Annotated in this window: 21 protein-coding genes and 1 tRNA gene; 18 read left to right on the plus strand and 4 right to left on the minus strand. The window is 60.4% G+C overall.

All coding sequences use genetic code 11. The features are described 5' to 3' along the window. Positions 1-25 precede the first annotated feature (25 nt). From AC07N6_RS05680 to pnuC, 6 genes are all read left to right on the plus strand, one after another. Positions 26-841 carry an alpha/beta fold hydrolase gene (locus tag AC07N6_RS05680; protein WP_494779347.1) on the plus strand — a complete coding sequence of 272 codons (816 nt, stop codon included), beginning with the start codon at positions 26-28 and terminating at the stop codon, positions 839-841. A gap of 160 nt (positions 842-1,001) precedes the next feature. Then, the gene (pyrG, locus tag AC07N6_RS05685) at positions 1,002-2,672 is read left to right on the plus strand and encodes a CTP synthase (RefSeq protein ID WP_494779348.1); all 1,671 of its coding nucleotides are present in this window, start codon (positions 1,002-1,004) and stop codon (positions 2,670-2,672) included. Next, the gene (kdsA, locus tag AC07N6_RS05690; protein ID WP_494779349.1) at positions 2,669-3,523 is read left to right on the plus strand and encodes a 3-deoxy-8-phosphooctulonate synthase; all 855 of its coding nucleotides are present in this window, start codon (positions 2,669-2,671) and stop codon (positions 3,521-3,523) included. The genes pyrG and kdsA overlap by 4 nt, the downstream gene beginning before the upstream one ends. Before the next feature lie 123 nt (positions 3,524-3,646). Then, the gene (gene eno, locus AC07N6_RS05695) at positions 3,647-4,930 is read left to right on the plus strand and encodes a phosphopyruvate hydratase (RefSeq protein WP_494779350.1); all 1,284 of its coding nucleotides are present in this window, start codon (positions 3,647-3,649) and stop codon (positions 4,928-4,930) included. A gap of 59 nt (positions 4,931-4,989) precedes the next feature. After that, positions 4,990-5,394: a cell division protein FtsB gene (gene ftsB / locus AC07N6_RS05700; RefSeq protein ID WP_494779351.1), complete on the plus strand. Its 405-nt coding sequence runs from the start codon at positions 4,990-4,992 to the stop codon at positions 5,392-5,394. Between the two features lie 113 nt (positions 5,395-5,507). Then, a complete protein-coding gene (pnuC, locus tag AC07N6_RS05705) occupies positions 5,508-6,125 on the plus strand; it encodes a nicotinamide riboside transporter PnuC (RefSeq protein ID WP_494779352.1) in 618 nt (205 codons plus the stop codon). Positions 6,126-6,140: 15 nt separating this feature from the next. Here the strand turns inward: pnuC and AC07N6_RS05710 are convergent, their stop codons facing one another. The 3 genes from AC07N6_RS05710 to AC07N6_RS05720 all read right to left on the minus strand — a co-directional run bounded on the left by AC07N6_RS05710 (position 6,141) and on the right by AC07N6_RS05720 (position 9,412). After that, positions 6,141-7,739, minus strand: a complete 1,599-nt coding sequence (locus tag AC07N6_RS05710; protein WP_494779353.1) for a GGDEF domain-containing protein — start codon at positions 7,737-7,739, stop codon at positions 6,141-6,143. A 259-nt stretch (positions 7,740-7,998) separates the two neighbouring features. Then, positions 7,999-8,652, minus strand: coding sequence for a response regulator (locus AC07N6_RS05715; RefSeq protein ID WP_494779354.1), 654 nt, complete (start codon positions 8,650-8,652; stop codon positions 7,999-8,001). Positions 8,653-8,707: 55 nt separating this feature from the next. Beyond that, entirely contained in the window at positions 8,708-9,412 is a 705-nt protein-coding gene (locus AC07N6_RS05720; protein ID WP_494779355.1) for a sensor histidine kinase, read from the minus strand. Positions 9,413-9,587: 175 nt separating this feature from the next. On the opposite strand from AC07N6_RS05720, the gene AC07N6_RS05725 reads away from it, so the two are divergent. Beyond that, positions 9,588-9,664, plus strand: a tRNA-Arg gene (locus AC07N6_RS05725). Between the two features lie 187 nt (positions 9,665-9,851). Here AC07N6_RS05725 and AC07N6_RS05730 read toward each other — a convergent pair. Further along, on the minus strand, positions 9,852-11,600 hold the full coding sequence (locus AC07N6_RS05730; protein ID WP_494779356.1) for a methyl-accepting chemotaxis protein: 1,749 nt from the start codon (positions 11,598-11,600) through the stop codon (positions 9,852-9,854). Between the two features lie 784 nt (positions 11,601-12,384). Here AC07N6_RS05730 and AC07N6_RS05735 point away from each other — a divergent pair. The 11 genes from AC07N6_RS05735 (at position 12,385) to AC07N6_RS05785 (ending at position 23,791) form a co-directional block, all read left to right on the plus strand. Next, positions 12,385-12,960: a Pvc16 family protein gene (locus tag AC07N6_RS05735; RefSeq protein ID WP_494779357.1), complete on the plus strand. Its 576-nt coding sequence runs from the start codon at positions 12,385-12,387 to the stop codon at positions 12,958-12,960. Positions 12,961-13,001: 41 nt separating this feature from the next. Continuing rightward, positions 13,002-13,862 carry a hypothetical protein gene (locus tag AC07N6_RS05740; RefSeq protein ID WP_494779358.1) on the plus strand — a complete coding sequence of 287 codons (861 nt, stop codon included), beginning with the start codon at positions 13,002-13,004 and terminating at the stop codon, positions 13,860-13,862. Positions 13,863-13,964: 102 nt separating this feature from the next. Next, positions 13,965-15,452 carry a phage tail sheath family protein gene (locus AC07N6_RS05745; protein ID WP_494779359.1) on the plus strand — a complete coding sequence of 496 codons (1,488 nt, stop codon included), beginning with the start codon at positions 13,965-13,967 and terminating at the stop codon, positions 15,450-15,452. Between the two features lie 57 nt (positions 15,453-15,509). After that, positions 15,510-15,968, plus strand: coding sequence for a phage tail protein (locus AC07N6_RS05750; RefSeq protein ID WP_050468262.1), 459 nt, complete (start codon positions 15,510-15,512; stop codon positions 15,966-15,968). Positions 15,969-16,010: 42 nt separating this feature from the next. Beyond that, positions 16,011-16,475 carry a phage tail protein gene (locus AC07N6_RS05755; protein ID WP_494779360.1) on the plus strand — a complete coding sequence of 155 codons (465 nt, stop codon included), beginning with the start codon at positions 16,011-16,013 and terminating at the stop codon, positions 16,473-16,475. Positions 16,476-16,480: 5 nt separating this feature from the next. After that, positions 16,481-16,693, plus strand: coding sequence for a DUF5908 family protein (locus AC07N6_RS05760; RefSeq protein ID WP_494779361.1), 213 nt, complete (start codon positions 16,481-16,483; stop codon positions 16,691-16,693). Further along, positions 16,694-17,377, plus strand: a complete 684-nt coding sequence (locus AC07N6_RS05765; RefSeq protein ID WP_494779362.1) for a CIS tube protein — start codon at positions 16,694-16,696, stop codon at positions 17,375-17,377. Between the two features lie 4 nt (positions 17,378-17,381). Beyond that, positions 17,382-19,166 carry a type VI secretion system tip protein VgrG gene (gene vgrG, locus AC07N6_RS05770; RefSeq protein ID WP_494779363.1) on the plus strand — a complete coding sequence of 595 codons (1,785 nt, stop codon included), beginning with the start codon at positions 17,382-17,384 and terminating at the stop codon, positions 19,164-19,166. A 43-nt stretch (positions 19,167-19,209) separates the two neighbouring features. Continuing rightward, positions 19,210-19,512, plus strand: coding sequence for a PAAR domain-containing protein (locus AC07N6_RS05775; RefSeq protein WP_494779364.1), 303 nt, complete (start codon positions 19,210-19,212; stop codon positions 19,510-19,512). 10 nt (positions 19,513-19,522) lie between these two features. After that, entirely contained in the window at positions 19,523-19,939 is a 417-nt protein-coding gene (locus tag AC07N6_RS05780; RefSeq protein WP_494779365.1) for a GPW/gp25 family protein, read from the plus strand. A gap of 39 nt (positions 19,940-19,978) precedes the next feature. After that, complete coding sequence (locus AC07N6_RS05785) at positions 19,979-23,791, plus strand: baseplate J/gp47 family protein (RefSeq protein WP_494779366.1); 3,813 nt, start codon at positions 19,979-19,981, stop codon at positions 23,789-23,791. The last annotated feature ends 9 nt before the right edge of the window (positions 23,792-23,800 follow it).

Raw genomic sequence — 23,800 nt, forward strand, 5'->3', positions numbered from 1 at the left:
CATTACCTTTCTCCTATTCCGTTCCATGAGCTTGCCGATCTTGCATTTCGCGCATGCCAACAGTTACCCGGCCGGTACCTATGGCATGTTCTTCGAACAACTGCGCCAGCACTACGACGTGCGCGCGCTGGCCATGCATGCGCACAACCCGCGTTATCCGGTCGATGACGGCTGGCGCAAGCTGGGGCGCGAGCTGGTCGAGGAGCTGGAAAGCAATTACCGCGAACCGGCGATCCTGGTAGGGCATTCGATGGGCGGCATCCTGTCGCTGATGGCCGCGCGCAAGCGTCCCGACCTGGCGCGCTGCGTGGTGCTGCTGGATTCGCCCATCGTGGCGGGCTGGCGCGCGCAGGCCTTGCGCGTGGCCAAATTGCTCAAGCTGGAGGGCAAGCGTTCGCCGGCGGTGGCGTCGGTCAAGCGCCGCAATGTCTGGCCCGACATGGAGAGCGCCTACCAGCATTACGCCGCCAAGGCCATGTTCGCCGCCTGGCCGCAGCGCGTGCTGCGCGACTACGTGGAACATGGCCTGGCGCCGCAGGAGGACGGCAGCGTACGCCTGCGCTTCACGCGCGAGGCGGAAACCGCGGTCTATCGCACCATTCCCCATCACCTTGGATGCCTGACGCGCCGGCCTTATCCGGTGCCGATCGGATTTGTCGGCGGCGTCGATTCGGTCGAATGCCGGCTGGCCGGGCTGGATGCCACCCGGCGCCTGGTGGGCCGCCACTTCCGGCAGATCCCCGGCGGCCACCTGTTTCCCATGGAGTCGCCGCTGCTGGCGGCCCAGGCCACGCACGAGATGATCCAGGCGCTGCTGCAAGCGGGCGGAACGAAGAACTAAGCGGATTCGCGGTTGTCAAGACGGGAGGCCTCGCGGGCCGTGTTTTCTCCACGCAAGTTTCGCTGCGGTGAGACAGATATCGGCGCAAGGGGATTAAAAATACGAGCGCTTTGGGGTATAATTTGAATTTCCCGCATGTGCCGTTCGGCACTCATCTGTAATGACCAAGTTTGTATTTGTCACTGGCGGCGTCGTGTCTTCCCTGGGTAAAGGGATTGCCGCCGCGTCCCTGGCTGCGATCCTCGAATCGCGTGGCCTCAAAGTCACCCTCCTCAAGCTCGATCCCTATATCAACGTCGACCCCGGCACGATGAGCCCGCTGCAGCACGGCGAAGTGTTCGTCACCGACGACGGCGCCGAGACCGACCTCGACCTCGGCCACTACGAGCGTTTCATCTCGGCCAAGATGAAGAAGGTCAACAACTTCACCACCGGGCAGGTGTATGAGTCGGTGATCCGGAAGGAGCGCCGCGGCGAGTACCTGGGCAAGACCGTGCAGGTGATCCCGCACATCACCAACGAGATCCAGGAATTCATCCATCGCGGCGCCGAAGGCTATGAAGTTGCGCTGGTGGAAATCGGCGGCACCGTCGGCGACATCGAGTCGCTGCCTTTCCTCGAAGCCGCGCGCCAATTGAGCCTGCGCTCGGGCCGCAATGCCACCGCCTTCGTCCACCTGACGCTGGTGCCGTTCCTGGCATCGGCCGGCGAACTCAAGACCAAGCCGACCCAGCACAGCGTGCAAAAGCTGCGCGAAATCGGCATTTCGCCGGACGCCTTGCTGTGCCGCGCCGACCGCCGCATCCCGGACGACGAGCGCGACAAGATCTCGCTGTTCTCCAACGTCGCCGTCGACGCCGTCATTTCGGTGTGGGATGCCGATAGCATCTATAAGATTCCGCAGATGCTGCACGACCAGGGTTTGGATACCATCATCTGCGAAAAGCTGGGCCTGTCGCCCAAGCCGGCCGACCTGTCGATGTGGGACAAGCTGATCGACGCGCAGAACAATCCTTCGCACGAAGTGACCATCGGCATGGTCGGCAAGTATGTCGACCTCACCGAGTCGTACAAGTCGCTGACCGAAGCGCTGCGCCACGCCGGCATCCATACCGGCAGCCGCGTGAACATCGAATACCTGGATTCGGAAGAAATCGAAGCCAACGGCACCGGCAGCCTCGCCAAGTACGATGCGATCCTGGTGCCGGGCGGTTTCGGCAAGCGCGGCGTGGAAGGCAAGATCGCCGCGGCCCGCTATGCCCGCGAGAACCAGGTGCCTTACCTGGGCATCTGCCTGGGCATGCAGGTGGCGCTGCTGGAATACGCGCGCAACAAGGCCGGCCTGGCCAAGGCCAACTCGACCGAGTTCGATCCGGATACCGAGCAGCCGGTGGTGGCGCTGATCGACGAGTGGCAAAACCACGACGGTCGTGTCGAGCGCCGCGACGAGAATTCCGACCTGGGCGGCACCATGCGCCTGGGCGCGCAGACTTGCAGCATCAAGCCGGGCACGCTGGCGGCTGAAATTTATGGGGAAACGGTGACCGAGCGTCACCGCCACCGTTACGAAGCAAACAATTTCTATCTCGGCCGGGTGGAAGAGGCCGGCATGGTCGTGTCGGCGCGTACGCCGACCGAAGACCTGTGCGAAATCATGGAGTTGCCGCGCACCGGCGAGAACGCCCACCCGTTCTACATCGGCGTGCAATATCACCCGGAGTTCAAGTCGACCCCGCGTGACGGCCACCCGCTGTTCATTTCGTATATTCGCGCAGCATTGGCCCATCATGCGCTGGTTCACCACGATGCGGCCGCAAAAGGAAAAGCATGAAACTCTGCGGTTTTGAGGTCGGCCTCGACCAGCCGTTCTTCCTGATTGCCGGTACCTGTGTCATCGAGTCCGAACAGATGGCGCTCGATACGGCCGGCGCCTTGAAGCAAATCACCGGCGAACTGGGCATCCCGTTCATCTACAAGTCGTCCTTCGACAAGGCCAACCGCTCGTCGGGCAGTTCGTTCCGCGGGCTGGGCATGGAGAAGGGGCTGGAGATCCTGGCCAAGGTCAGGAAAGAGATCGGCGTGCCGGTGCTGACCGACATCCACGAGATCGACGAGATCAAGCCGGTCGCCGCCGTGGTCGACGTGCTGCAGACGCCGGCCTTCCTGTGCCGCCAGACCGATTTCATCCGCGCCTGCGCGCAGTCGGGCAAGCCGGTCAATATCAAGAAGGGCCAGTTCCTGGCGCCGCACGACATGGTCAACGTGATCGACAAGGCGCGCGCCGCGGCCAAGGAGGCCGGCCTGCCGACCGATAATTTCATGGCCTGCGAGCGCGGCGTGTCCTTCGGTTACAACAACCTGGTCTCGGACATGCGCAGCCTGGCGATCATGCGCGAGACCGGCGCCCCGGTGGTGTTCGACGCCACCCACTCGGTGCAGCTGCCGGGCGGGCAGGGCACGTCTTCGGGCGGCCAGCGCGAGTTTGTTCCCGTGCTGGCGCGCGCGGCGATCGCCACTGGCGTCTCGGGCGTGTTCATGGAAACCCACCCGAACCCGGCCGAAGCCATGTCGGACGGCCCCAATGCCGTGCCGCTGGCGCGCATGAAGGATTTGCTGGGCACGATGATCGAGCTGGACCGCATCGTGAAGAAAGCGGGCTTTTTGGAAAACAACTTTTCCTGATCGCACGTCAAGCGGCCGCCGTCCGGCGGCCGCTTCGTTGTGTGCGCACGCCGGGTTGCAGCAGCCTCCCCGGCAGGCCCGCGCCACCGCCTACAATTTTTAAAACCTTGATGGAGATTTGGAATGAGTGCAATCGTTGATATCATCGGCCGCGAAGTGATCGACTCCCGCGGTAATCCCACCGTTGAATGCGACGTGCTGCTGGAGTCCGGCGTGCTGGGCCGCGCCGCTGTCCCCTCGGGCGCGTCCACCGGTTCGCGCGAGGCGATCGAGCTGCGCGACGGCGACAAGAGCCGCTATTTCGGCAAGGGCGTGCTGCAAGCCTGCGAAAACATCAACACCGAAATCTCCGAAGCCATCATGGGCCTGGACGCCAATGAGCAGGCTTTCCTGGACCGCACCCTGATCGACCTGGACGGCACCGAGAACAAGAGCCGCCTGGGCGCCAACGCCATGCTGGCGGTCTCGATGGCCGTGGCCAAGGCCGCCGCTGAAGAGTCGGGCCTGCCGCTGTACCGTTATTTCGGCGGCAGCGGTTCGATGCAGATGCCGGTGCCGATGATGAACGTCATCAACGGCGGCGCGCACGCCGACAACAACCTGGACCTGCAGGAGTTCATGATCATCCCGGTGGGCGCACCGAGCTTCCGTGAAGCGCTGCGCTACGGCGCCGAAGTGTTCCACACCCTGAAGAAGATCCTGCACGACCGCGGCCTGGCTACTTCGGTCGGTGACGAAGGCGGCTTCGCCCCCAACGTCTCCAGCCACGAAGAAGCCATCAAGCTGATCATCGAAGCCATCGAAAAGGCCGGCTACGAGCCGGGCACCCAGATCGCCCTGGGCCTGGACTGCGCCGCTTCCGAGTACTACAAGGACGGCAACTACCACCTGGCCGGCGAAAACATGGTGCTGACCCCGGCGCAGAAGGTGGGCCTGCTGGCGTCGTGGTGCGACAAGTACCCGATCATCAGCATCGAAGACGGCATGGCCGAGAACGACTGGGCCGGCTGGAAGCTGCTGACCGAAACCCTGGGCAAGAAGGTGCAACTGGTGGGCGACGACCTGTTCGTCACCAACACCAAGATCCTGAAGGAAGGCATCGACAAGGGCATCGCCAACTCGATCCTGATCAAGATCAACCAGATCGGCACCCTGACCGAAACCTTCGCCGCCATCGAAATGGCCAAGCGCGCCGGCTACACCGCCGTGATCTCGCACCGTTCGGGCGAAACCGAAGACTCGACCATCGCCGACATCGCCGTGGGCATGAACGCGCTGCAGATCAAGACCGGCTCGATGTCGCGTTCGGACCGCATGGCCAAGTACAACCAGCTGCTGCGCATCGAAGAGGATCTGGGCGATATCGCCACCTATCCGGGCCGCACTGCGTTCTACAACCTGAAGTAAAAGCGTAGCGGCGCGTGCCTCGCAACCCGAGGCACGCGCCGCGCTGAGAGCTCGCGGCCATGCGCCTGATCATCCTTTGCCTGTCACTGTTGCTGGTGCTGATCCAATACCCGCTTTGGCTGGGCAAGGGCGGCTGGTTCAAGGTCTGGGAGCTCGACCGCCAGGTCCAGCAGGCGCGCAAGAAGAACGATGAGCTCAAGGAGCGCAATGCCAAGCTGGCTTCCGAAGTCGACGACCTGAAGCAGAGCAAGGGCGCGGTCGAAGAGCGCGCGCGTTTCGAACTGGGGATGATCAAGCAGAACGAGGTCTTCATCCAGGTGATCGATGGCGCATCGGGCAAGCCATTCGCGTCGGCCAATCCGAATCCCTACATGCCAGGCTCAGGCCAGCCCAACAGCGTTTCCGTTCCTGTCACGGCGCCGTCGTCGGGCGGGGCGGCCGAAGCGCCCAGGGCCGCGCGCTAGCCGTGCGCTCGGGCAGGCTGAGACGGGGATAAGCCGAAATAAGCCGAACGCAGGCAGGCCTGTCCGACCCTCCCGACCTCCAACCATTTTCCTACCATCCCGGATCCACGCGAATGTCGATCGATACGCCGCTGTCGTTGTCCGGCCTGTCCACCACGCCGCTGGAGCTGGTGTCCTTCCTGCTGGCGCTGCTCACCGTCTGGCTCAACATCCGCCAGAACCATTGGGCCTGGCTGTTTTCCATCCTGTCTTCGCTGCTGTATGCGGCGGTGTTCGTCGATGCCCGCTTGTACGGCGACTCCGGCTTGCAGTTCGTTTTTGTCGCGGTGTCCATCTGGGGCTGGTACCAATGGCTGCGCGGCGGCCAGCAGCACCAGCCGTTGCCGGTGTCGCGCCTGGACCGCGCCGGCTGGGCGTTGATGCTGGCCGCATGGGGCGCCGGCTTTGCGCTGCTGTCCTGGTTCCTGCGCCGCTATACCGATACCGACGTGCCGCACATGGATGCCTTCCTTACCGCCGGCAGCCTGGTGGGGCAACTCCTGCTGTCGCGCAAGAAAATCGAGAACTGGCTGGTGTGGATCCTGGTGGACGTGCTGTATGTCGGCCTCTATCTCTACAAGCATCTGACGCTGACGGCGATACTGTACGGCCTGTTCGTGATCATGGCGATGGCGGGCTGGCGCAGCTGGCGGCGTTCGGAAAAACAAGGCCGGGAAACTGTCCCGGCCTGAGCCGGATGCGGCGGCCTATGCCGCCGGCAGGGCGTCGGGCGCCGGCGGATCGGCGAAGACGATGCGGTTCTTGCCCGCGTTCTTGGCTTTGTAGAGGGCCACGTCGGCGCGCTTGATCAGTTGCGCCTGGCTTTCGCCCTTGTGGTGTTCGGCGACGCCGGCGCTGAAGGTGATCAGCAGGCGCTGGCTGTCATGCATGAAGAGGCGTTTGGTCAGCTCGCGCTGGACCCGGGTGATGATCTGGACGGCGTCCTGCGGTTCGGTTTCCGGCATCATCACGATGAATTCCTCGCCGCCGAAGCGCGCGATCACATCCAGCTTGCGCAAGGTTTCCTTGATGACCTTGACCATGTGGACCAGCACTTCGTCGCCGGTGTCGTGGCCGTGGGTGTCGTTGATGCGCTTGAAGTCGTCCAGGTCCAGCAAGGCGATGCACAACGGCGTATCGCGCCGTTCGGCATTGGCCATTTCGCGGTCCAGCGACTCGTCCATGCCGCGCCGGTTCAGGCTGCCGGTCAGCTGGTCTTCGCGCACCAGTTCGCCCATTTGCACCAGTTGGTTTTCCAGCGCATGGATGCGGGCTTCGGCTTTTTCCACTTCCTGCTGCGCGTCTTCCATGGCATCGCGCGAACGGGTGGTTTCTTCCTGCGCGTTCTGGGTTTCGCGCATGATGTCGCTCAGTACCGAGTTGAGGTCGCTGATGTTGCCGGCCTGGCTGATTTGCTGCGAGAAGCCGCTGATGGTTTTCTGGTAGTTGCTGGTGGTGGAGAGCATCGCCGAGAGGCGGTCGACGAAGGTCAGCATCATGTTCTTGACCACCACTTTTTCCTCGGCCAGCGTGTTCTTCAGCAAGCCTTGCTTGTAGATCACTTCCTTGAGGTTCTTGGTCGCATCGGCCAGCGAGGTCTTGCTGATCGGGCCGGCGATCAGGGCTTGCACGGTTTCGATCTGGCTGGAAAGCCAGGAGCCCTGTTCCAGCAAACCGTTGATGTTTTCCAGCAGCAGCTGGAACAGGCGCATCAGCAACTCCTGCTGCTGCGCCATGTCGTCGGTCTTGAGCTCGATCTGGAAACTCAGTTGCTTGATGCGCGTGATGATCTCGGTGATCGCCTGTTCGGAGAACGCCGTCTTCAGGTCCTGGCCGCTGGATTTCGATTCGTTGGCCAGTTCCGGGGCGCTTTCCAGCAGCGAGGGCAGGTTGAACACCAGCACCCGCGCCAGCACTTCGCGCAGCATTTTTTCCTTCTTGCTGTCGCGGATGAACTGCCGCTCCAGATCCACCGGCATCAGTTCGCCGTGCGGGACGGTAGGGCGTGCGCTCCAGCTCTCTTCGACGAATTCGCCGAGCTGCCGCGCGTATTCGCCCCAATCGCTGTTTTCCTGGGCGCGCACCAGGCGCATTCCCAGGAGGCCGTTTTCACCCGGCTGCCTGGCCAGGTTGGCGGCCAGGTCGATCAGTACCGTTTCTGCGCGTATCTCGGGCTGGCCACCCAGGATTTCCTCATAGGCGATGCGATAGGCTTCCGGGGTGGGGGCGATGCGGCGGGTGCCGAGGCGCTGGAAAGCCTCGCGGGCGATTTCGACGGGACTTAACGTGGACGTTTTCTTGGACATGTCGGCTGACAATATTGTTGGCCGCTTTATATCACTGCGACAAGGAGTACTGTGTCCGCTGGTAACGGCTCATCCGGCCTTTTCCTTTAGGGCCCGTTTCAGGGTCCGTTTGCAATCGCGCCTTGCATGCGCGCGACGGTCGCAATGCTTGCCAACGGTTCGGAAAATGTCGATCCATTTTACGTCAAGCGTTTTGGCTTTGAAGGTTTTTTGTGAGGGCCAAACGGCCAGCCGGAGCCCGGCGGCGGGAATGTCTCTTTTATTCCACCAGGTCGTTTTTCAGGGCGTAGTGGGTGAGTTCGGCGTTGTGGCGCATCTTCATCTTGGCCAGTACCCGGGAGCGGTACATGCTGATGGTTTTTACCGAGAGCGAGAGTTCGGCGGCGATATCGCCGACCGTCTTGCCGGAAGCGATCATGACCATGGTCTGGTATTCGCGGTCCGACAGCGTCTCGTGCAATGGCGTCTCATGGTCGAAGCCGATCTGGTTGGCCAGTTCCTGTGCCAGCGACGGGCTGATGTATTTGCGCCCGGCCGCGGCCTGGCGGATGGCGGCCAGCAGTTCGGACGGCGCCACCTGCTTGTTGAGAAAGCCGGCCGCGCCGGCGCGCAGCGCACGGATCGCATATTGGTCTTCGCGATGGATGGACAGCATCAATACCGGCAACTGGGGATGCTCCTTGCGGATCTGCTTGAGGATGTCGATGCCATTGCGGTCGGGCATGACGATGTCGAGCAGCATCACGTCGCCATTGCCCACGCGCGCCAGCTTGACCGCTTCCAGCCCGTTGGCGGCATTGCCGGCCACGACGATATCCTTGGTGCCGGCGCATATCTGGCGCAAGCCTTCCCGCACGATGGCATGGTCGTCGGCAATGAGGACTTTAATGGCGGCGGTGTTTTTTTTGCTCATGGGCGGGATGCGTCGATCCTCTTTGTGTGGCGAGCCGGTATTCTATAGCGTTCGCTCAGCGCGCGACAGGGATCTCCACCCGGATCGCAGCGCCTTTGCCCGGCGCGCTATCGAGTTGCAGCGTTCCTCCCAGCGCCTGCGCGCGGCGCCGCATGTTGCCCAGCCCGTGGCCGTTGCGCAGGGCGGCGGAGGGATCGAAGCCGCATCCGTCGTCCTCGATGCGCAGCGACAGCACATCGCCTGCGCGCCCGACCGTGACCAGGACATTGTCGGCCTGCGCATACTTGGCGACGTTATTGAGGGCTTCCCGCACGATGCGAAACAGCGTGATCACCGCGAATTCCTCAAGCCCTTCCAGGCCGTCGCCGCAGCGCTGGCGGCAGACGATGCCGGTCTGGCGGGTGAACATGCGGCTCTGCCATTCGAGCGCCTCGGCCAGGCCGAATTCAACGATGGGCGGACACAGGTCATCGATGATGCCGTGCATGGCGTCGCCCGCCTCGTCGACCAGCTTCTCGGCGTAATGCGCCTGCTCATGCTGGTGCGCCATTCCCGCCGCCTGGGCCAGCGATTCGCGCAATTGCCCCAGGGCCATCTTGATGCCGGTCAGGTGGGCGCCAAGCTCATCGTGCAGATCGCGGGCGATGCGCGCACGCTCTTGTTCGCGGATTTTCTCGGTGAGGGACAGGGCTTCCTGGGAACGGTCGCCGGAAATGATTTCCTGGGGCATGTCGGGCGTAGTCGGAATTGAAAACGCCAATCATATCCGGCATGCGCAGCGCGGTCATCAGGCCGGCGCGCAGAATTTTGACGCAGGGCAAGGTGGGCGTCCTGCGTCGAAAAGCCTTGTCGGCATGTCATTGAGACATGAAAAAGAGAAATTTCAGGGAGGGGCTTCCCATTAATGCAAGGCTGGTGCTATAATTTTGTTTTTCGCGGCTGTAGCTCAGCTGGATAGAGTACTTGGCTACGAACCAAGGGGTCGTGGGTTCGATTCCTGCCAGCCGCACCAGATATGAAGGGTCCATCGCAAGATGGGCCCTTTTTTCTTTCTCGCCGTCTTTCTTGCGCCGGCTCTCTTGCCGGAAAAAAGACGGCAGGCCGTATCGAATGGCCTGCCGCTCTTCCTTCCATCGCGTGCGTATTGATATTGGGTATTGATGATGTCCGGGCATGCCGGACATCGGATCACATCCCTGTCAGAACTGTTCCCAGGCATCGCCATCGTCGCCGGCCGTCAATTTCGCATTGGCGCCGGCGGCTGGTTTGGCGGGCAGCACCGCCTTCTTCGGCGTGATGTCTACCGTGTGCTTGCGGGCTGCCGGCGCGGCCGGCCGTGCCGCGCCGGTTTTCAGCGCAGGCGCCGTCCTGGCCGCGCGGGATGGGGACGACACGGCATGCTGGTCGAGCTTGAAGATGCTCACGGTGCCGGTCAGTTTCTCGGCTTGTTCCTGCAATGACTGGGCCGCCGCCGCGGCCTGTTCCACCAGCGCCGCGTTTTGTTGCGTCACTTCATCCATTTGGGAAATGGCGATGTTGACCTGCTCGATGCCGTCGCTCTGTTCCTGGCTGGCCGAGCTGATCTCGGCCACGATGTCGGTCACGCGGCGCACGCTGTTGACCACTTCGTTCATGGTATTGCCGGCTTCCGCAACCAGTTTGCTGCCCAGGTCGACCTGCGCCACCGAGCCTTCGATGAGCCCCTTGATTTCCTTGGCGGCGGCGGCCGAACGTTGCGCCAGGCTGCGCACTTCGGAAGCGACTACCGCGAAGCCGCGGCCCTGCTCGCCGGCGCGCGCGGCTTCCACCGCGGCGTTCAAGGCCAGGATATTGGTTTGGAACGCGATGCCGTCGATGACGCCGATGATGTCGGAAATCTTGCGCGAGGATTCATTGATCGATCCCATGGTGTCGACCACCTTGCCGACCACGTTGCCGCCGGCGACCGCCACTTCCGAGGCGGACGCCGCCAACTGGTTGGCCTGGCGCGCATTGTCGGCGTTCTGCTTGACGGTGGAGGTCAGTTCTTCCATGGCCGAGGCGGTTTCTTCCAGCGAGCTGGCCTGCTGTTCGGTGCGGGAAGAGAGGTCGAGGTTGCCGCTGGCGATTTCAGTCGATGCGACGGTGATGGTGGAGGTGCCCTGGCGCACTTCGGTGACGATGCCCAGCAGGCTGTCGTTCATGCTCCTCAAGGCATCCAGCAACTGGCCGGCTTCATCCTTGCTGGAAGACTGGATGTCCGCGGTCAGGTCGCCGCCGGCTACGCGCCGGGCCACTGAAACGGCTTGCTCCAGCGGCCGGGCGATCAGGCGCGAAACCCAGGTCGCCAGCAGCATGGCCAGCGCGATGCAGATTGTGACGGTGCCCAGGATCATCAGGCGCGCCTCGCTATATATGTTATCCGCCTGCACATTGGAAGAATCCGCGCCCTTGTCGTTGACGGCGATCAGCTTGCCCAGGCCTTGCAGCGCGTTGCGATAGGCGAGCGTGGCATCGCCGCGCTGCAGGTTGCGCGCCTCTTCGCTCTTGCCTTGCCTTGAAATGGCAACGATTTTGTCATGCTCGGACAGAAGGGCGGCGATCTGCTTGTCGACCTCGGGATAGATCGCTTTTTCTTCCGGCTCGGAAATTTGCGTGAGGTATGCGGCCTGCTCTTTCTTCAGGGCGGCGATCTGCGTATTGGTGCTTTGCTCGATTTCATCATATTCCTTGGCCTCCTTGGCGAGGAGGTGCTGCATCTCGAAGCTGCGGATGCGCGACAGGGTCAACTGGATGGTGGACAAGGTGCGGATGCTGGGCAGCCAGTTGGTGGTGATTTCGGTCGAAGCGCTGTTGACCTTGTCCAGTTCGCGTATCGAGAAGGCGCCGAGGGCGGCCACCATGGCCACGATGACCAGGAAAGTAGCGATCAGCTTTTTGGAAATTTTCAGATCATAGAACCATTTCATTTTTATTCTCCTTGTAGGATTGCCTGAGGCCGGCAATGCACTATCACTACGATAAGTATTGTAAAAAAATCAATAAGACTCAAGGGCCAACCGATATAGGCGAGAGTGCAAGAATGGGGATGTCGACGGGGATGATGGTTGATCTGCTTTTTCCGATGTTGTCGTGTTGCTGTAAGTGTAAGTGTAAGGAGACCGCGCGAGAATCAGGATTTTCCCGGTGAAGGGGAAAGTACTTATAATTTTATTGAAATTGCTTGGTGGAAATTTTCAGCGCAAGTCGCGTCTTTGCATAAAAATACTTCCCGCATGGTTAAGCGATGGCCGCTTGTCGCGGGCCCAGCACTTTGTGGCGGGTAAAGATTTTGTAAATCGCGCCTGACCAGCGTCCTTCCTGTCTGCCTGCAGAACCCGGTCCGTCATCAATCGATAATCTGATCGGGGCCAGGCATTACACGTTCGGACGGTAACGCGAAGCCGGCTTCAATGCTCAGTCTTTCGATGGAATACACGCTCTTATGATGCCGGGCGAAACCCCTGACGGAAGGTGGCCGGACTAATGCCGATCTTCCGGCAAAGTCGGACGGCGGTGGCAAGCGGGGCAAATGGAAAGAGGAAAATTCTGCGAGAAAATTATGATAGAGTTTCGCTGCCAAATAAAAATGTGAATAGGGAAGTATGTGCTTTCGACATGGAAGCGCATAAAGGGAAATAAAAAGAAACATCCGCAGTCATCGCTGAATCATCTCAAAAAGAATAGTTTCATCGCGAAAGGTGTCGGGGGAACATGATCAACGCTGCCATAAGTCATCTGGCCATTCAGCTCAACCAGTTTCTCAAGCAGACCTATGCGCTGACCGAAGACATCGTGCTGATGTCCGGTCTGGTGGACGCCGAAGGACACGCAGCCCCCAACACAAACAACAAGCTGGTCGTGTTCCTGACCAATCTGGAAAAAGACACGGTGCCTTACCGCCAGCAGTCTTCAGGCGAAGCCGGCGCCCTGCGCACAGTGGTCAACAGCGCGCCGCTCTACCTCAATCTCTATGTGATGATCGCCGCCAATTTCAATGGCGCCAATTACTCCGAAGCCTTGAAACTTATTTCCGGCGCGATTGCATATTTCCAGCGATTCCCGGTGTTCGACCATCAGGTCACGCCGGAGCTGGATCCCCGCATCGAGAAGCTGGTGCTCGATATCGAGAACCTGAAAATACATGAATTGAGCAATATCTGGACGTTGTTGGGCGGTAAGTATCTGCCGTCGGTGCTGTACAAGGTGCGGATGGTGGCATTCGACGCTGACGACATCGTGGCCCGTGTACCCAACATACGTTCGCCTGCATCGGCCGCCAATCACTAAAAGCCTGATCGAGAATTCGTCTGTCGCCATCGGAGTGCGTCATGTCTCTCTATTCGCCGTTGTTCAGCATTGATGTCGAGCATGACTTTCTGCAGCTGCAAGCGACGGCGTTTATTTGCGTGCCGACGCCCGAGACAGCCGACTGGATTCGCCGTCGCGATTTGCTGGTGCGTGCGCAGCGCAATGGCGTAGCGGTATTTTGCGAAGCTGCGCGGCGCAACGTGTTGCTTGAAGATTGCACGCCAGGCGCGGCGTTGCTGACGTTTAAGTGGTTTGCACAGGATCCGCTGTTTTCTCGATACACGCTGCCGCTGGCGCCAACACCGGAAAGCCTGCTGTATTTGCGCAGCGGCGCCAGCGTGGCCGAAGACAGCGGCCGGCGCCGTCTGCACGCAGGCGAAACGGTTGATGCCGGGATGATGCAGGCGATGACGGCGCCGCCGCTGGCGCGTCATCTCGATCGTCGCGATGTCTTGCGCAAACCTGCTCTGGTGGCGGAAATCGATCTTGCCGACCAGGTCGCGAAGGAGGATGCCGCGGATGCGCATGGCGTGAACTATTACTTGCGATTTTCCGTTCGCAAGAGCATTTGGAAGTACTACTTCATCAGCGATGCCGACGTCGATGCCGTCAATCTGGCCATCGTCGATCTTGATGAAACGATGCGCTTCGTCAACGTGGAACCTGAGCAACTGCCGGGAAACCGGCGCGCGCTGGTGTTCATGAGCGAGGGCGAAATCGAGATGCAGCAAAAATATCCGCAGCGCTTCCAGTTGCGGGAACAAGGCGGGATGGGCGAACGTGTATTGATCCGGCGGCTGCCCAATGCCGATGTGAGCAAGGTAACGCAGGAAATGGCAGGTGGCAGGGCAGTGTTGGTTTCAGAGATTTATATCAATTGAACAATAACTGAGGGTGAAATTATGGCGCAATACAAAACACCGGGTGTTTATGTCGTCGAGAAAAACGCCTTTCCAAACTCTGTCGTAGAAGTCGCGACGGCGGTGCCTGCCTTTATCGGCTATACCGAGTTTTCCGACAACAAGGGAACCTCGCTGGCCCAGAAAGCCTGGCGCATCACCTCCATGGCAGAGTTCATTGCCTACTACGGCGGGCCGCCGCAGAGCAAGTTTTCGATCAATCCGTTGCCGGCTGCCGATCCGAAGGCCGCTCCAGTGACCGGAGATTTCTCGATTACCGATAGCGCCGCCAAGCAGCGCACGGAATACGAACTCAAGGCCGAAGGCACATCTTATATTTTGTATTACAGCATGCTGCTGTTCTTCATGAACGGCGGCGGCCCGTGCTACATCGTTTCGGTCGGCCACTACGGCGACGATCTCGACGCCGACAAGATTTCCGCCGGCATCGATACGCTGCTCAAGGAACAGGAGCCCACCATGGTGCTGGTTCCCGACGCGGTGCGCCTGTCGGCGCAGGATTGCACGACCGTGCAGACCAATGCGCTGATGCACTGCGGATTCAAGATGCGTAACCGCATTGCCTTGCTGGACGTGTATGACGGCTACAAGGATCGCCAGGATCCGGGCGGCGATTGCGTCGGCGCTTTCCGCGAGTCGGTCGGCACCAATTTCCTGGATTTCGGCACCGCTTACTATCCTTGGGTCAATACCTCGATCGTCAAAGAGAAGGACCTGGATTTCACGGCGATCAGCAACCTCGACGTACTGACCGATTTGCTGAAAAAAGAGCTGTCGCCGATCACCGATGCCGCAAATCCGACGCCGGCGGCCAAAGTCAAGATCGACCAGCTCAATGCGGCGTTGGCCGCCATTACTTCCGACTGGACCAAATCGCCGGATCCGGCGACCGACAAGCAGACGCTGAACAAGACGCTGCTGGCGGTCAGCAGCCTGTACCCGCAAATCATCCTGGCAATCCAGAAAAAGCTCAACCTGCTGCCGCCTGCTGCCGGCATGGCCGGTTTGTACACCATGGTGGACAACACGCGCGGCGTCTGGAAAGCGCCGGCCAACATCAGCATGAACGGCGTGGTGTCGCCAACGGTGGCGATCTCCAACGATGAGCAGGAAGATCTCAACGTGACCACCCAGGGCAAATCGATCAATGCGATCCGCTCGTTCATCGGCGAGGGCGTATTGGTCTGGGGCGCGCGCACGCTCGACGGCAACAGCCTCGACTGGCGTTATGTCAGCGTTCGCCGCACCATGATCATGATCGAAGAATCGCTCAAGCAAGCCTGCAAGGCGTATGTCTTCGAACCCAACACGGCCAACACCTGGGTCACGATCAAGAGCATGGCCCGCAATTTCCTGACCAGCGTCTGGAAGCGCGGCGGCCTGGCCGGCGCCAGCCCCGACGATGCCTTCAGCGTATTCGTCGGCCTCGGCGAGACCATGACCGCCGACGATATTCTGGAAGGCTTGCTGAAAGTGTCGATACTGGTCGCCGTCAGCCGTCCCGCCGAGTTCATTGAAATCACGTTCCAGCAGCAAATGCAGAAATCCTGATGCCGACAGCATCGCCCGAACGGTTTTTTAACATTCAATCTTTAGACGAGGTTTGCAATGGCAGATGACGGATCGAAACAATCAACCACCGTGTGGCCGCTTCCGAAATTTTATTTCCAGGTGAAATGGGATTCGCAAGTCATGTCCTTCCAGGAAGTCAGCGGTCTGGACGTGCAATCGGAAGAAATCAAATACCGCCACGGCGACAGCCCGGAATTCTCGGTCATCAAGATGCCGGGCATGAAGAAGGTCGGCAATGTGACCATGAAGAAGGGCACCTTCAAAGGGGATAACAAGTTCTGGGACTGGTTCAACCAGATCAAGATGAACACCATCAAGCGCGTGCCGGTCACCATCAGTTTGCTGGACGAAGCCGGCAAGCCGACCATGGTCTGGACCCTGGCCAACGCATGGCCGACCAAGATCACCGGCACCGATCTCAAGGCCGAAGGCAATGAAGTCGCCATCGAAACCATTGAAATCGTGCACGAGGGCCTGACGATCGCCAATAGCTGACGATTGCCGGGTACGAACGCAGCATTTTCGTGGGTTAAGCGGATGTCTTCTTTGTTTTCGAATGTTTATCCGCCATCGGCGTTTTATTTCAAGGTGGTATTTGGCGCCACGCTGGGCTTGACCGACACCTCCTTTCAGGAGGTGTCGGGCATGTCCGCGGAAATCGAGACCGAAACCGTCGTCGAAGGCGGCGAGAATCGTTACGTCCATACCTTGCCCAAAGGCGTCAAGCATCCGTTCCTCGAACTCAAGCGCGGCATTGCGCCGCTGACCTCGCCCCTGGTGGTCTGGTGCAAGTCGGTGTTTGAACTCGGTTTCATTGCGCCGGTGGTGGCTCAGCCTATCGTCGTGCAATTGCTGGACGAAAAGCAGTTGCCGTTGCGCGTATGGTCGTTCGCCAATGCCTATCCGGTGAAGTGGGAAGTGGAAAACTTCGGTTCCACCAAGAACGAAGTGGCGATCGAGAAAATTGTCTTGAGCTACACGTATTCAAACAGGCTGATATAAGAACCATGTCGATCGAAATAAGACAGTTGAGCATCAAGTCCAATGTGACGCAGCAAGCCGACGGCGGCAGCGGCGCCGGCACAACCGTTGGCCGGCCTCGCGCTGGAGGTTGCGGCGGGTGCGGCGATTCGGAAGACAGCGAGGAAGCCCGCAACGATATGCTGGCCGCATGCAGGGAGATGGTGCTGGACTTGCTGAGCCGTTCGCGGGAGCGGTGAATGGGCATCTCTACCGGCCTGAAGAAAAAATTGAGCATCGCCGCGTGCAAGGTCAGCGATGAGGCCATCACCGTCGATGCCAGCCAGCCGATGTTTGAAGCCCTGATTAATCCGGCAGGCTATAAACGTCAGCTAAGCATCGCTTACAACAAGAAAAAGACGCTGGGCCAATATGGCGCCTTGCCCAAATTCAGCGCCATGTGCGAAGAGAACCTGACGCTGGAAAACCTGGTGCTCGACGGCACCGGCGTGGTCGAGTTGATCGGCATGAAAAGCGTCAAGGAAATGATCAACACCTTGTTCGCCGTGACCAAGTACGATGGGCAGAAGCATGAGCCGAGCTATGTGCGCGTGTTGTGGGGCACGTTCATCTTTTTCGGGCGCATCGAAACGATTTCCATCGACTACACCATGTTCAAGCCCAGCGGCGAGCCGCTGCGCGCCAAGCTCACCCTGGCTTTCGTCGGCTGGATGAGCAACAAGGAAAGCAGCCTGCGCGCCAACCAGAGTTCACCCGACCTGAGCCACCTGGTGGAGGTGACGATGGGCGATACGTTGCCGCTGTTGTGCAGCCGCATCTATAACGATCCGTCGTATTACCGCGAAGTCGCCCGCATCAACAATCTCACCAACTTCCGCAATCTCGAGCCGGGTCTGGTACTCCGCTTTCCTCCGCTGGTCTGACGCCATGGCTGACTCTCCCAAGCTCAACACCAGCGAGGTGCTGAAGATCACCATTACCAGTGACGGCAGCCTCATCGCGGACACCATCAGGATTATTTCCGTGGAGGTGAACAAGGCCGTCAATCGCATTCCGACCGCGCGCATCAGCATCCTCGACGGCGACATGCCCAAGGACGATTTCCCGGTCAGCAACCTTGATGTCTTTGCTCCCGGCAAGGCGATCGTGATCAGCGCCGGCTACGGCAGCAAGGTCGCGGTGGTATTTCAGGGCGTGGTGGTCAGGCACGGCATCAAGATCAGCAACAATAACGAGGCCCGCCTGCAGATCGAATGCAAGCACAAGGCGGTGGCGCTGACCATCGGCAAGAAGAATGCCAATTACGTCGATCTCAAGGACAGCGACATCATCAGCAAGCTGATATCGCCGTGCGGCGCCAGCGCCGATGTCGCGGCGTCCGCCACCCAGCATAAAGAGATTGTCCAGTACTACAGCAGCGATTGGGATTTCCTGGTGTCGCGCGCCGAGGCCAATGGTTTCCTTGTGATTCCCGACGACACCAGCGTAATCGTCAAGCCGCCGCAGACCAGTGCCGCGGCCGTGCTGAAAGTGACTTACGGTATCGACCTGATGGCGTTCCAGGCCGATATCGATGCGCGCACCCAGTTGCAAAGCGTGGTTGGCGCCGCCTGGGACCCGGGCACCCAGGCCGTGGTGCAGCAGACGGCCAAGCCGGCAAGCCTGTATGAACAAGGCAACCTGAAGGCCGACGACCTGGCTAAAGTGGCGGGGCCGGCGACATACCGGCTGCAGACCGCGGCGCCGCTGGAGAGCGACGAGATCAAGGCGTGGACGGCGGCGCGGCAAATGAAGGCGGCGCTGGCCAAGATCCGCGGCAAGATGAAATTCCAGGGCAATGCAAACGCCAAGCCCGGCGCCATGATCGAACTGGTCGGCGTGGGCAAGCGTTTCAGCGGCAAGGTGTTCGTCAGTGCGGTCAATCATGAGATCAGCGACGGCAACTGGATCACCGAGGTGGAATTCGGCATGGCGCCGGAATGGTTCAGCGAGCAACACGGCGGCGATGCCTTGGCTTCGGGCCTGTTGCCCGGCGCCGGAGGATTGCAGATCGGCGTGGTGCAAAAGCTCGACGCCGATCCCGAAGGGCAATACAAGATACAGGTGGCCATTTCAGTGCTCCAAACGGAAACGGCGGGAGTCTGGGCCCGGCTGGCCAGTTTTTACGGTTCGTCCGGGGTCGGGGCTTTTTTTATCCCGGAGATCGGCGATGAAGTGGTGATCGGCTATTTCAACAATGACCCATCGCATCCGGTGGTATTGGGCAGCCTGTATAGCAGCCAGCACAAAATGCCGTATGAGCTCACCGCCGACAACTACACCAAGGCGTTGTGGACCAAGGGCTTGCTCAAGGTGGTGTTCGACGACGAAAAAAAGGTCATCACCATCGTCACGCCGCAAAACAACACCATCGTCCTGAGCGACGACGCCAAATCGATCTGCCTGACCGATCAGAACAGCAACAAGATCGAAATGAACCCCAGCGGCATCTTGCTCGACAGCCCCAAGGACATCGTCATCAACGCCAAGGGCAAGGTCAGCATTTCAGCGGTCGCCAATATCGAAAGCAGCGCACAAGCCGATATCAAAAGCGAAGCCCTCAACATCAACAACACCGCCAAGGTCGGTTTTGTCGCCAAGGGCTCGGCCACGGCGGAACTATCCGCCAGCGGACAGACGACCGTCAAGGGCGCCATGGTGATGATCAATTGATGCCGACGTTGTCCGCCATGAATGGAATTTTCAGGAGTTTTTCATGCCGCTAGCAGCAAGAATTACCGACATGCACGTCTGCCCGATGCAAACGCCGGCATTTCCGGCGCCGATTCCGCACGTCGGCGGGCCGATCATCGGTCCCGGCGTGCCGACTGTCCTGGTCGGGAAATTGCCGGCGTCGGTGGTGACCGACAATTGCGTTTGCGTCGGTCCTCCGGACTCCATCGTGATGGGCTCGAGCACGGTCATGATCGGCGGCAAACCGGCCGCCAGGATGGGCGACAGTTGCGCGCACGGCGGCCAGATTGCGATCGGTTGCCCGACGGTCATGATCGGCGGATGAGGAGCCGGACGTGAACCTCAACAAATCCTTTCTCGGCACCGGCTGGAGCTTTCCGCCGCGCTTCGGCAACCGCGGCGAAGTGGCCATGGTCGAGGAAGAGCGCGACATCCACGAGAGCCTTTTCATCATCCTCTCCACCACCCCCGGCGAACGCATCATGCAGCCGACCTTCGGATGCGGCCTCAAGTCGTATGTGTTCACCGAGCTCAACGAAAGCGTGGCGACCGAGATGCGCGACGCCATCGAACGCGCGATCCTGTTTTTCGAGCCGAGGATCACGGTCGATGCCATTGCCATGGACGAGAGCGCTATCTCTGAAGGGCGGCTGGATATCCTGATCGACTACACGGTGCGCGGGACCAATACCCGCAGCAACATGGTCTATCCCTTCTATTTTCTGGAGGGCAGCAATGTGCCCGACAAATAAGCCGGCGCCAGGGCGCTTCGGGCCGTCGATGGTGGGTCGATGAGAAACCTCATCATCAGGGATGGAACCAGCCAGACGATGCGCGCTTTGCCGGCATTGCAGGACGGCTATTTCAATCTCGATGAAATGTCGTTCCACGACTTGTTGACGATGGTGGCCGAATTCGCCTCCCTGGTGCGCTTCTACAATGCGGAAAACCAGCCGGACGGCGACTGGAAACCATTTTTTCACGCCGACGAAACGGTGGTGATGAGCCGGATCCTGGCGTTTAATCTGGCCAGCGCCGTGGCGCATTTCGACGACTGGTGGCGCGGTACGCCGGAACATACCGGCATCGGCGCAAACGGCCGCAGTCATGCACGGGATATCCAGGCCTTGCCGGTGACGTATCTGGCAACGACGATCGACGGCTGGTACGTGGCGCTGCTGGAAGCGCAAAGCGAAAACGGCCTGGCCCTGCGCATGCTCATCGAGAGCGTCATCGTGCAACTGCGCTCCGACAAGTCCGGTTTTCTGGATTCGTTGCGGCAGGAGGGCGTCAGGCTGCCGCTTGCGCCTCTGTGGTGGGCCGACGCCGATGCCGATGCGGCCATCGTGCCGGACGACGGGCGGCGTCCGCAGGCCTTGCTTACCAAAACGATGGTGCGCACCGACTTCCATGCGTATCTCAAGGCGATCGAGATGATCCGCAAGGAAGCGCTGGCGCGATTGCCGGCGTCGCTGCTGAGCCAGCAACACGATCCGGCGATCGGCATGCTGATCGCCTTTGTCCGGCAATTCCAGAAACTCAAGGTCAAACTGAACCGCTTTACCCAAAACTACCTGGATTTTTATTACGACAAAATGCTCGGCAGCGCGCCGCTGCCGGTCGTGCCGGACCGCACCTGGGTCGTATTGACAAAAAGCCCGGCCGTGCGTGAAGTGCTGGTGCCGGCGCAGACCGGGTTTCTGGCGGGGCTGGATGAGGCCAGCCGCGACATCGTCTATGCCTCGGCCAACGATCTGGTGGTCAACGATGCGCGCGTGATTGCGTTGCAGACCGTGTATTTCGATCACAACCGCTATAGCGCGCCGGAAAACCGTCTCAGCGACGATCGGCCGGCGGCAGCCGCAACGAATGCAACAGCTGCAACCACCGCAACCACCGCCGCCCGTACCTGGTCGACCGCCGCCTGGTTCAACTCGCCGATGATCGAAGGCGTCACGGCCGACCTGCAGCAAGCCTATCCGATCCTGGGCGCGCCCAAGAACAGCAGCGTGCAAAATACCTTCGCCGACGCCCGTATCGGTTTTGCGCTGGCAAGCAAGGTGTTGCTGCTCAAGGAGGGGCTGCGCAAAATCAGCGTCACGATCGCATTCGAGGATGACATGCTGGCGCAGCGCCTCGCGCGCCTGGCGCCTGTCATGAGCGAGGACGACGGCAGCGGCGACGCCGCGCTGGACGAGATCCGCCGGCAAGACGTCTTCCTGAAGGTGTTCCGGCGCATCTTCCAGGTCGCCGTGACCGGCGAACACGGCTGGCTGGAGATACCCGACTACTTGCCGGCCTACGGCGACCGGGCGCTGACGCTGAGCTTTGAGCTGCCGCCTCAGGAGCCGTCGGTGGTGGCCTACGATCCCGCATTGCACGGCGAACAGTATGCCGTCGCGACGCCCATGATACGGTTCATCATCAATCCCGGCGCCTACCTGTACCCTTACGGCATGTTGCGCGACCTGACCATCAGCGGCGCGCATATCGACGTGCAGGTCAACGGTTGCCGCGACCTGGTGCTGCAAAACAATATCGGACAATTGAGCGCGGCGGCGCCGTTCGCGCCATTCGGTCCCTTGCCGAAACTCGGCAGCTATCTGGTGGTCGGCAATACCGAAATGGCGGGCAAGCAGATTTCGGAATTCAGCGTGGAAGTCGAGTGGGCCGACCTGACCAGGCTCAACGGCGGTTTTGCCACTTATTACGATGGTTATGAGGTCGAGGTCGCCAACGACGACTTCCTGGCGACCGTAGGCGTGCTGGCCAAAGGAAGCTGGACGCCGGCCGCCGAACAGACACGGCCGACGGTGCAATTGTTTCGCGCCGATGTGCAACCGGGGCAGGGCGAACGCCTCCACAACCGGGTGACCTGGAACTGCAATCGGGTCGCCCATCTGTTCGAGCCCGACAGCGGGGTATCCATTAAAAAACCGCTGACCTACGGCCCGGGCGCAAAAAACGGTTTTTTCAAGTTCACGCTGGCGGCGCCTGCATTCGGCTTCGGCCATGAGACATACCCGCATCTCCTGTCCGCGACGCTGGTGGCGAATGCCCGCACCAAACGGTTGCGGCGCCAGCGTCCGGTGCCGCGTACTCCCTACACGCCGCAGATCAATTCGATCTCGATCAGCTATCGCGCCGACAGCGCCATTCATATCGACCGCAAGACAGTCGACGGTCCCGAGCACGACGACCAGTTCATCCATCTCTACCCGAGCGGTTGGGAAGCGCTCGGCGTGGCCAGCTATCCGGCTGCGGCCTTGCTGCCGCGCTTCGATTTTGCGGGCAATTTGTATATTGGCATCGCCGCGCAGGCGCTGAGCGGCCAGCTCACGCTGTTTTTCCAGTTGCGGGAAGACTCGCTGCCTTTGCCGTCCGATGCGCCGTTGCTGCGGCAGCCGGGCGGCGTCGAAGCCGGATTGCACTGGTTTTATCTGGCCGGCAATGAATGGAAACCCTTGCCAAAAAACGCGCTGATTTCCGACGGCACGCAGAATTTCATGACCTCGGGCATCGTCACGCTGCTGCTGCCGGCCGATATCAGCGCCGACAACAGCGTCATGCCGGCCGGTTCGTACTGGCTGCGCGTCAGCGCCGATCACGATCTGGAAAAGTATTGCAGCCTGTATGCCGTTCACGCCCAGGCGGTAGAAGTGCGACGCGGCGCCGATGTATCGCCGCAGGTGCCGATGGTATTGCCGGCAACAGCCATCACCCGCAGCCTTAGACCTTTGCCGGGCATCACCGGAATCGGGCAACCGGTTGCATCGACCGGCGGCCGCGCTGCGGAGACGCGCGCACAGTTGCGCACGCGCGTGAGCGAACGGCTGCGCCACAAGGATCGGGCCGTCTCGGCGGCGGACTACGAGGCCTTGATCCTGCAGTATTTTCCAGAGGTCTACAAAGTCAAATGTTTCGCCAATCTGGCAACCGACCGCGGCCCAGATAATTGCATCCGTCCCGGCCATGCGCTGGTGGTGCCGTTGCCGTATTGGCCGGCGGTGACGCACCAGGATCAGATGCCCATGCTCAACGGCAATCTGATGCAGGAGATCCGTCAATTCCTGCAAGAGCTGGCTTCGCCGTGGAGCAGTATTTCGGTGGAAAACCCGGTCTACGAAAAAATACAGGTGCGCTGCAAGGTCAGGTTTGTCGGCGGCATGAGTAACGGCCATCACATCAATCAACTCAACCGGGAAATTTCGGACTTCCTCACGCCCTGGCAGGATGGGCGCGGTTATCGGACGCATTTCGGCTGGCGCATCAGGCAGCACGATCTTGAGGCCTTCATCGGCGACTTGCCTTATGTCGAGAGCCTCTCCGGATTTTCCATGTTGCGTATCGCTTCTTCCGATACGGTGACTTACTCATTGTTCGATACGGCCGCCGCGCCGGATGTCGCTGACGACCATTGCGCCGACATCACGCCGCTGTGTCCATGGAGTATCGCCATTCCGGCGGTGCGGCACGCCATTGAGGCGATCGACGATAGCCTGCTGCACGATCCGGTGCGTACTGCGCTCAGCAATCTGGAAATCGGTTCAACCTTCATCATTCCAAAAAACGAAAATGACCAGCAAATCAATGGCGCGGCGTAATCGCGATAC

It is taken from the genome of Herbaspirillum sp. GW821-FHT09A12 (genome assembly GCF_059418325.1).

Coding starts and splice junctions, on each gene's coding strand:
- AC07N6_RS05680 (WP_494779347.1), top strand. CDS start 26: ATGAGCTTGCCGATCTTGCATTTCGCGCATGCCAACAGTTACCCGGCC.
- pyrG (WP_494779348.1), top strand. CDS start 1,002: ATGACCAAGTTTGTATTTGTCACTGGCGGCGTCGTGTCTTCCCTGGGT.
- kdsA (WP_494779349.1), top strand. CDS start 2,669: ATGAAACTCTGCGGTTTTGAGGTCGGCCTCGACCAGCCGTTCTTCCTG.
- eno (WP_494779350.1), top strand. CDS start 3,647: ATGAGTGCAATCGTTGATATCATCGGCCGCGAAGTGATCGACTCCCGC.
- ftsB (WP_494779351.1), top strand. CDS start 4,990: ATGCGCCTGATCATCCTTTGCCTGTCACTGTTGCTGGTGCTGATCCAA.
- pnuC (WP_494779352.1), top strand. CDS start 5,508: ATGTCGATCGATACGCCGCTGTCGTTGTCCGGCCTGTCCACCACGCCG.
- AC07N6_RS05710 (WP_494779353.1), bottom strand. CDS start 7,739: ATGTCCAAGAAAACGTCCACGTTAAGTCCCGTCGAAATCGCCCGCGAG.
- AC07N6_RS05715 (WP_494779354.1), bottom strand. CDS start 8,652: ATGAGCAAAAAAAACACCGCCGCCATTAAAGTCCTCATTGCCGACGAC.
- AC07N6_RS05730 (WP_494779356.1), bottom strand. CDS start 11,600: ATGAAATGGTTCTATGATCTGAAAATTTCCAAAAAGCTGATCGCTACT.
- AC07N6_RS05735 (WP_494779357.1), top strand. CDS start 12,385: ATGATCAACGCTGCCATAAGTCATCTGGCCATTCAGCTCAACCAGTTT.
- AC07N6_RS05740 (WP_494779358.1), top strand. CDS start 13,002: ATGTCTCTCTATTCGCCGTTGTTCAGCATTGATGTCGAGCATGACTTT.
- AC07N6_RS05750 (WP_050468262.1), top strand. CDS start 15,510: ATGGCAGATGACGGATCGAAACAATCAACCACCGTGTGGCCGCTTCCG.
- AC07N6_RS05755 (WP_494779360.1), top strand. CDS start 16,011: ATGTCTTCTTTGTTTTCGAATGTTTATCCGCCATCGGCGTTTTATTTC.
- AC07N6_RS05760 (WP_494779361.1), top strand. CDS start 16,481: ATGTCGATCGAAATAAGACAGTTGAGCATCAAGTCCAATGTGACGCAG.
- AC07N6_RS05765 (WP_494779362.1), top strand. CDS start 16,694: ATGGGCATCTCTACCGGCCTGAAGAAAAAATTGAGCATCGCCGCGTGC.
- vgrG (WP_494779363.1), top strand. CDS start 17,382: ATGGCTGACTCTCCCAAGCTCAACACCAGCGAGGTGCTGAAGATCACC.
- AC07N6_RS05775 (WP_494779364.1), top strand. CDS start 19,210: ATGCCGCTAGCAGCAAGAATTACCGACATGCACGTCTGCCCGATGCAA.
- AC07N6_RS05785 (WP_494779366.1), top strand. CDS start 19,979: ATGAGAAACCTCATCATCAGGGATGGAACCAGCCAGACGATGCGCGCT.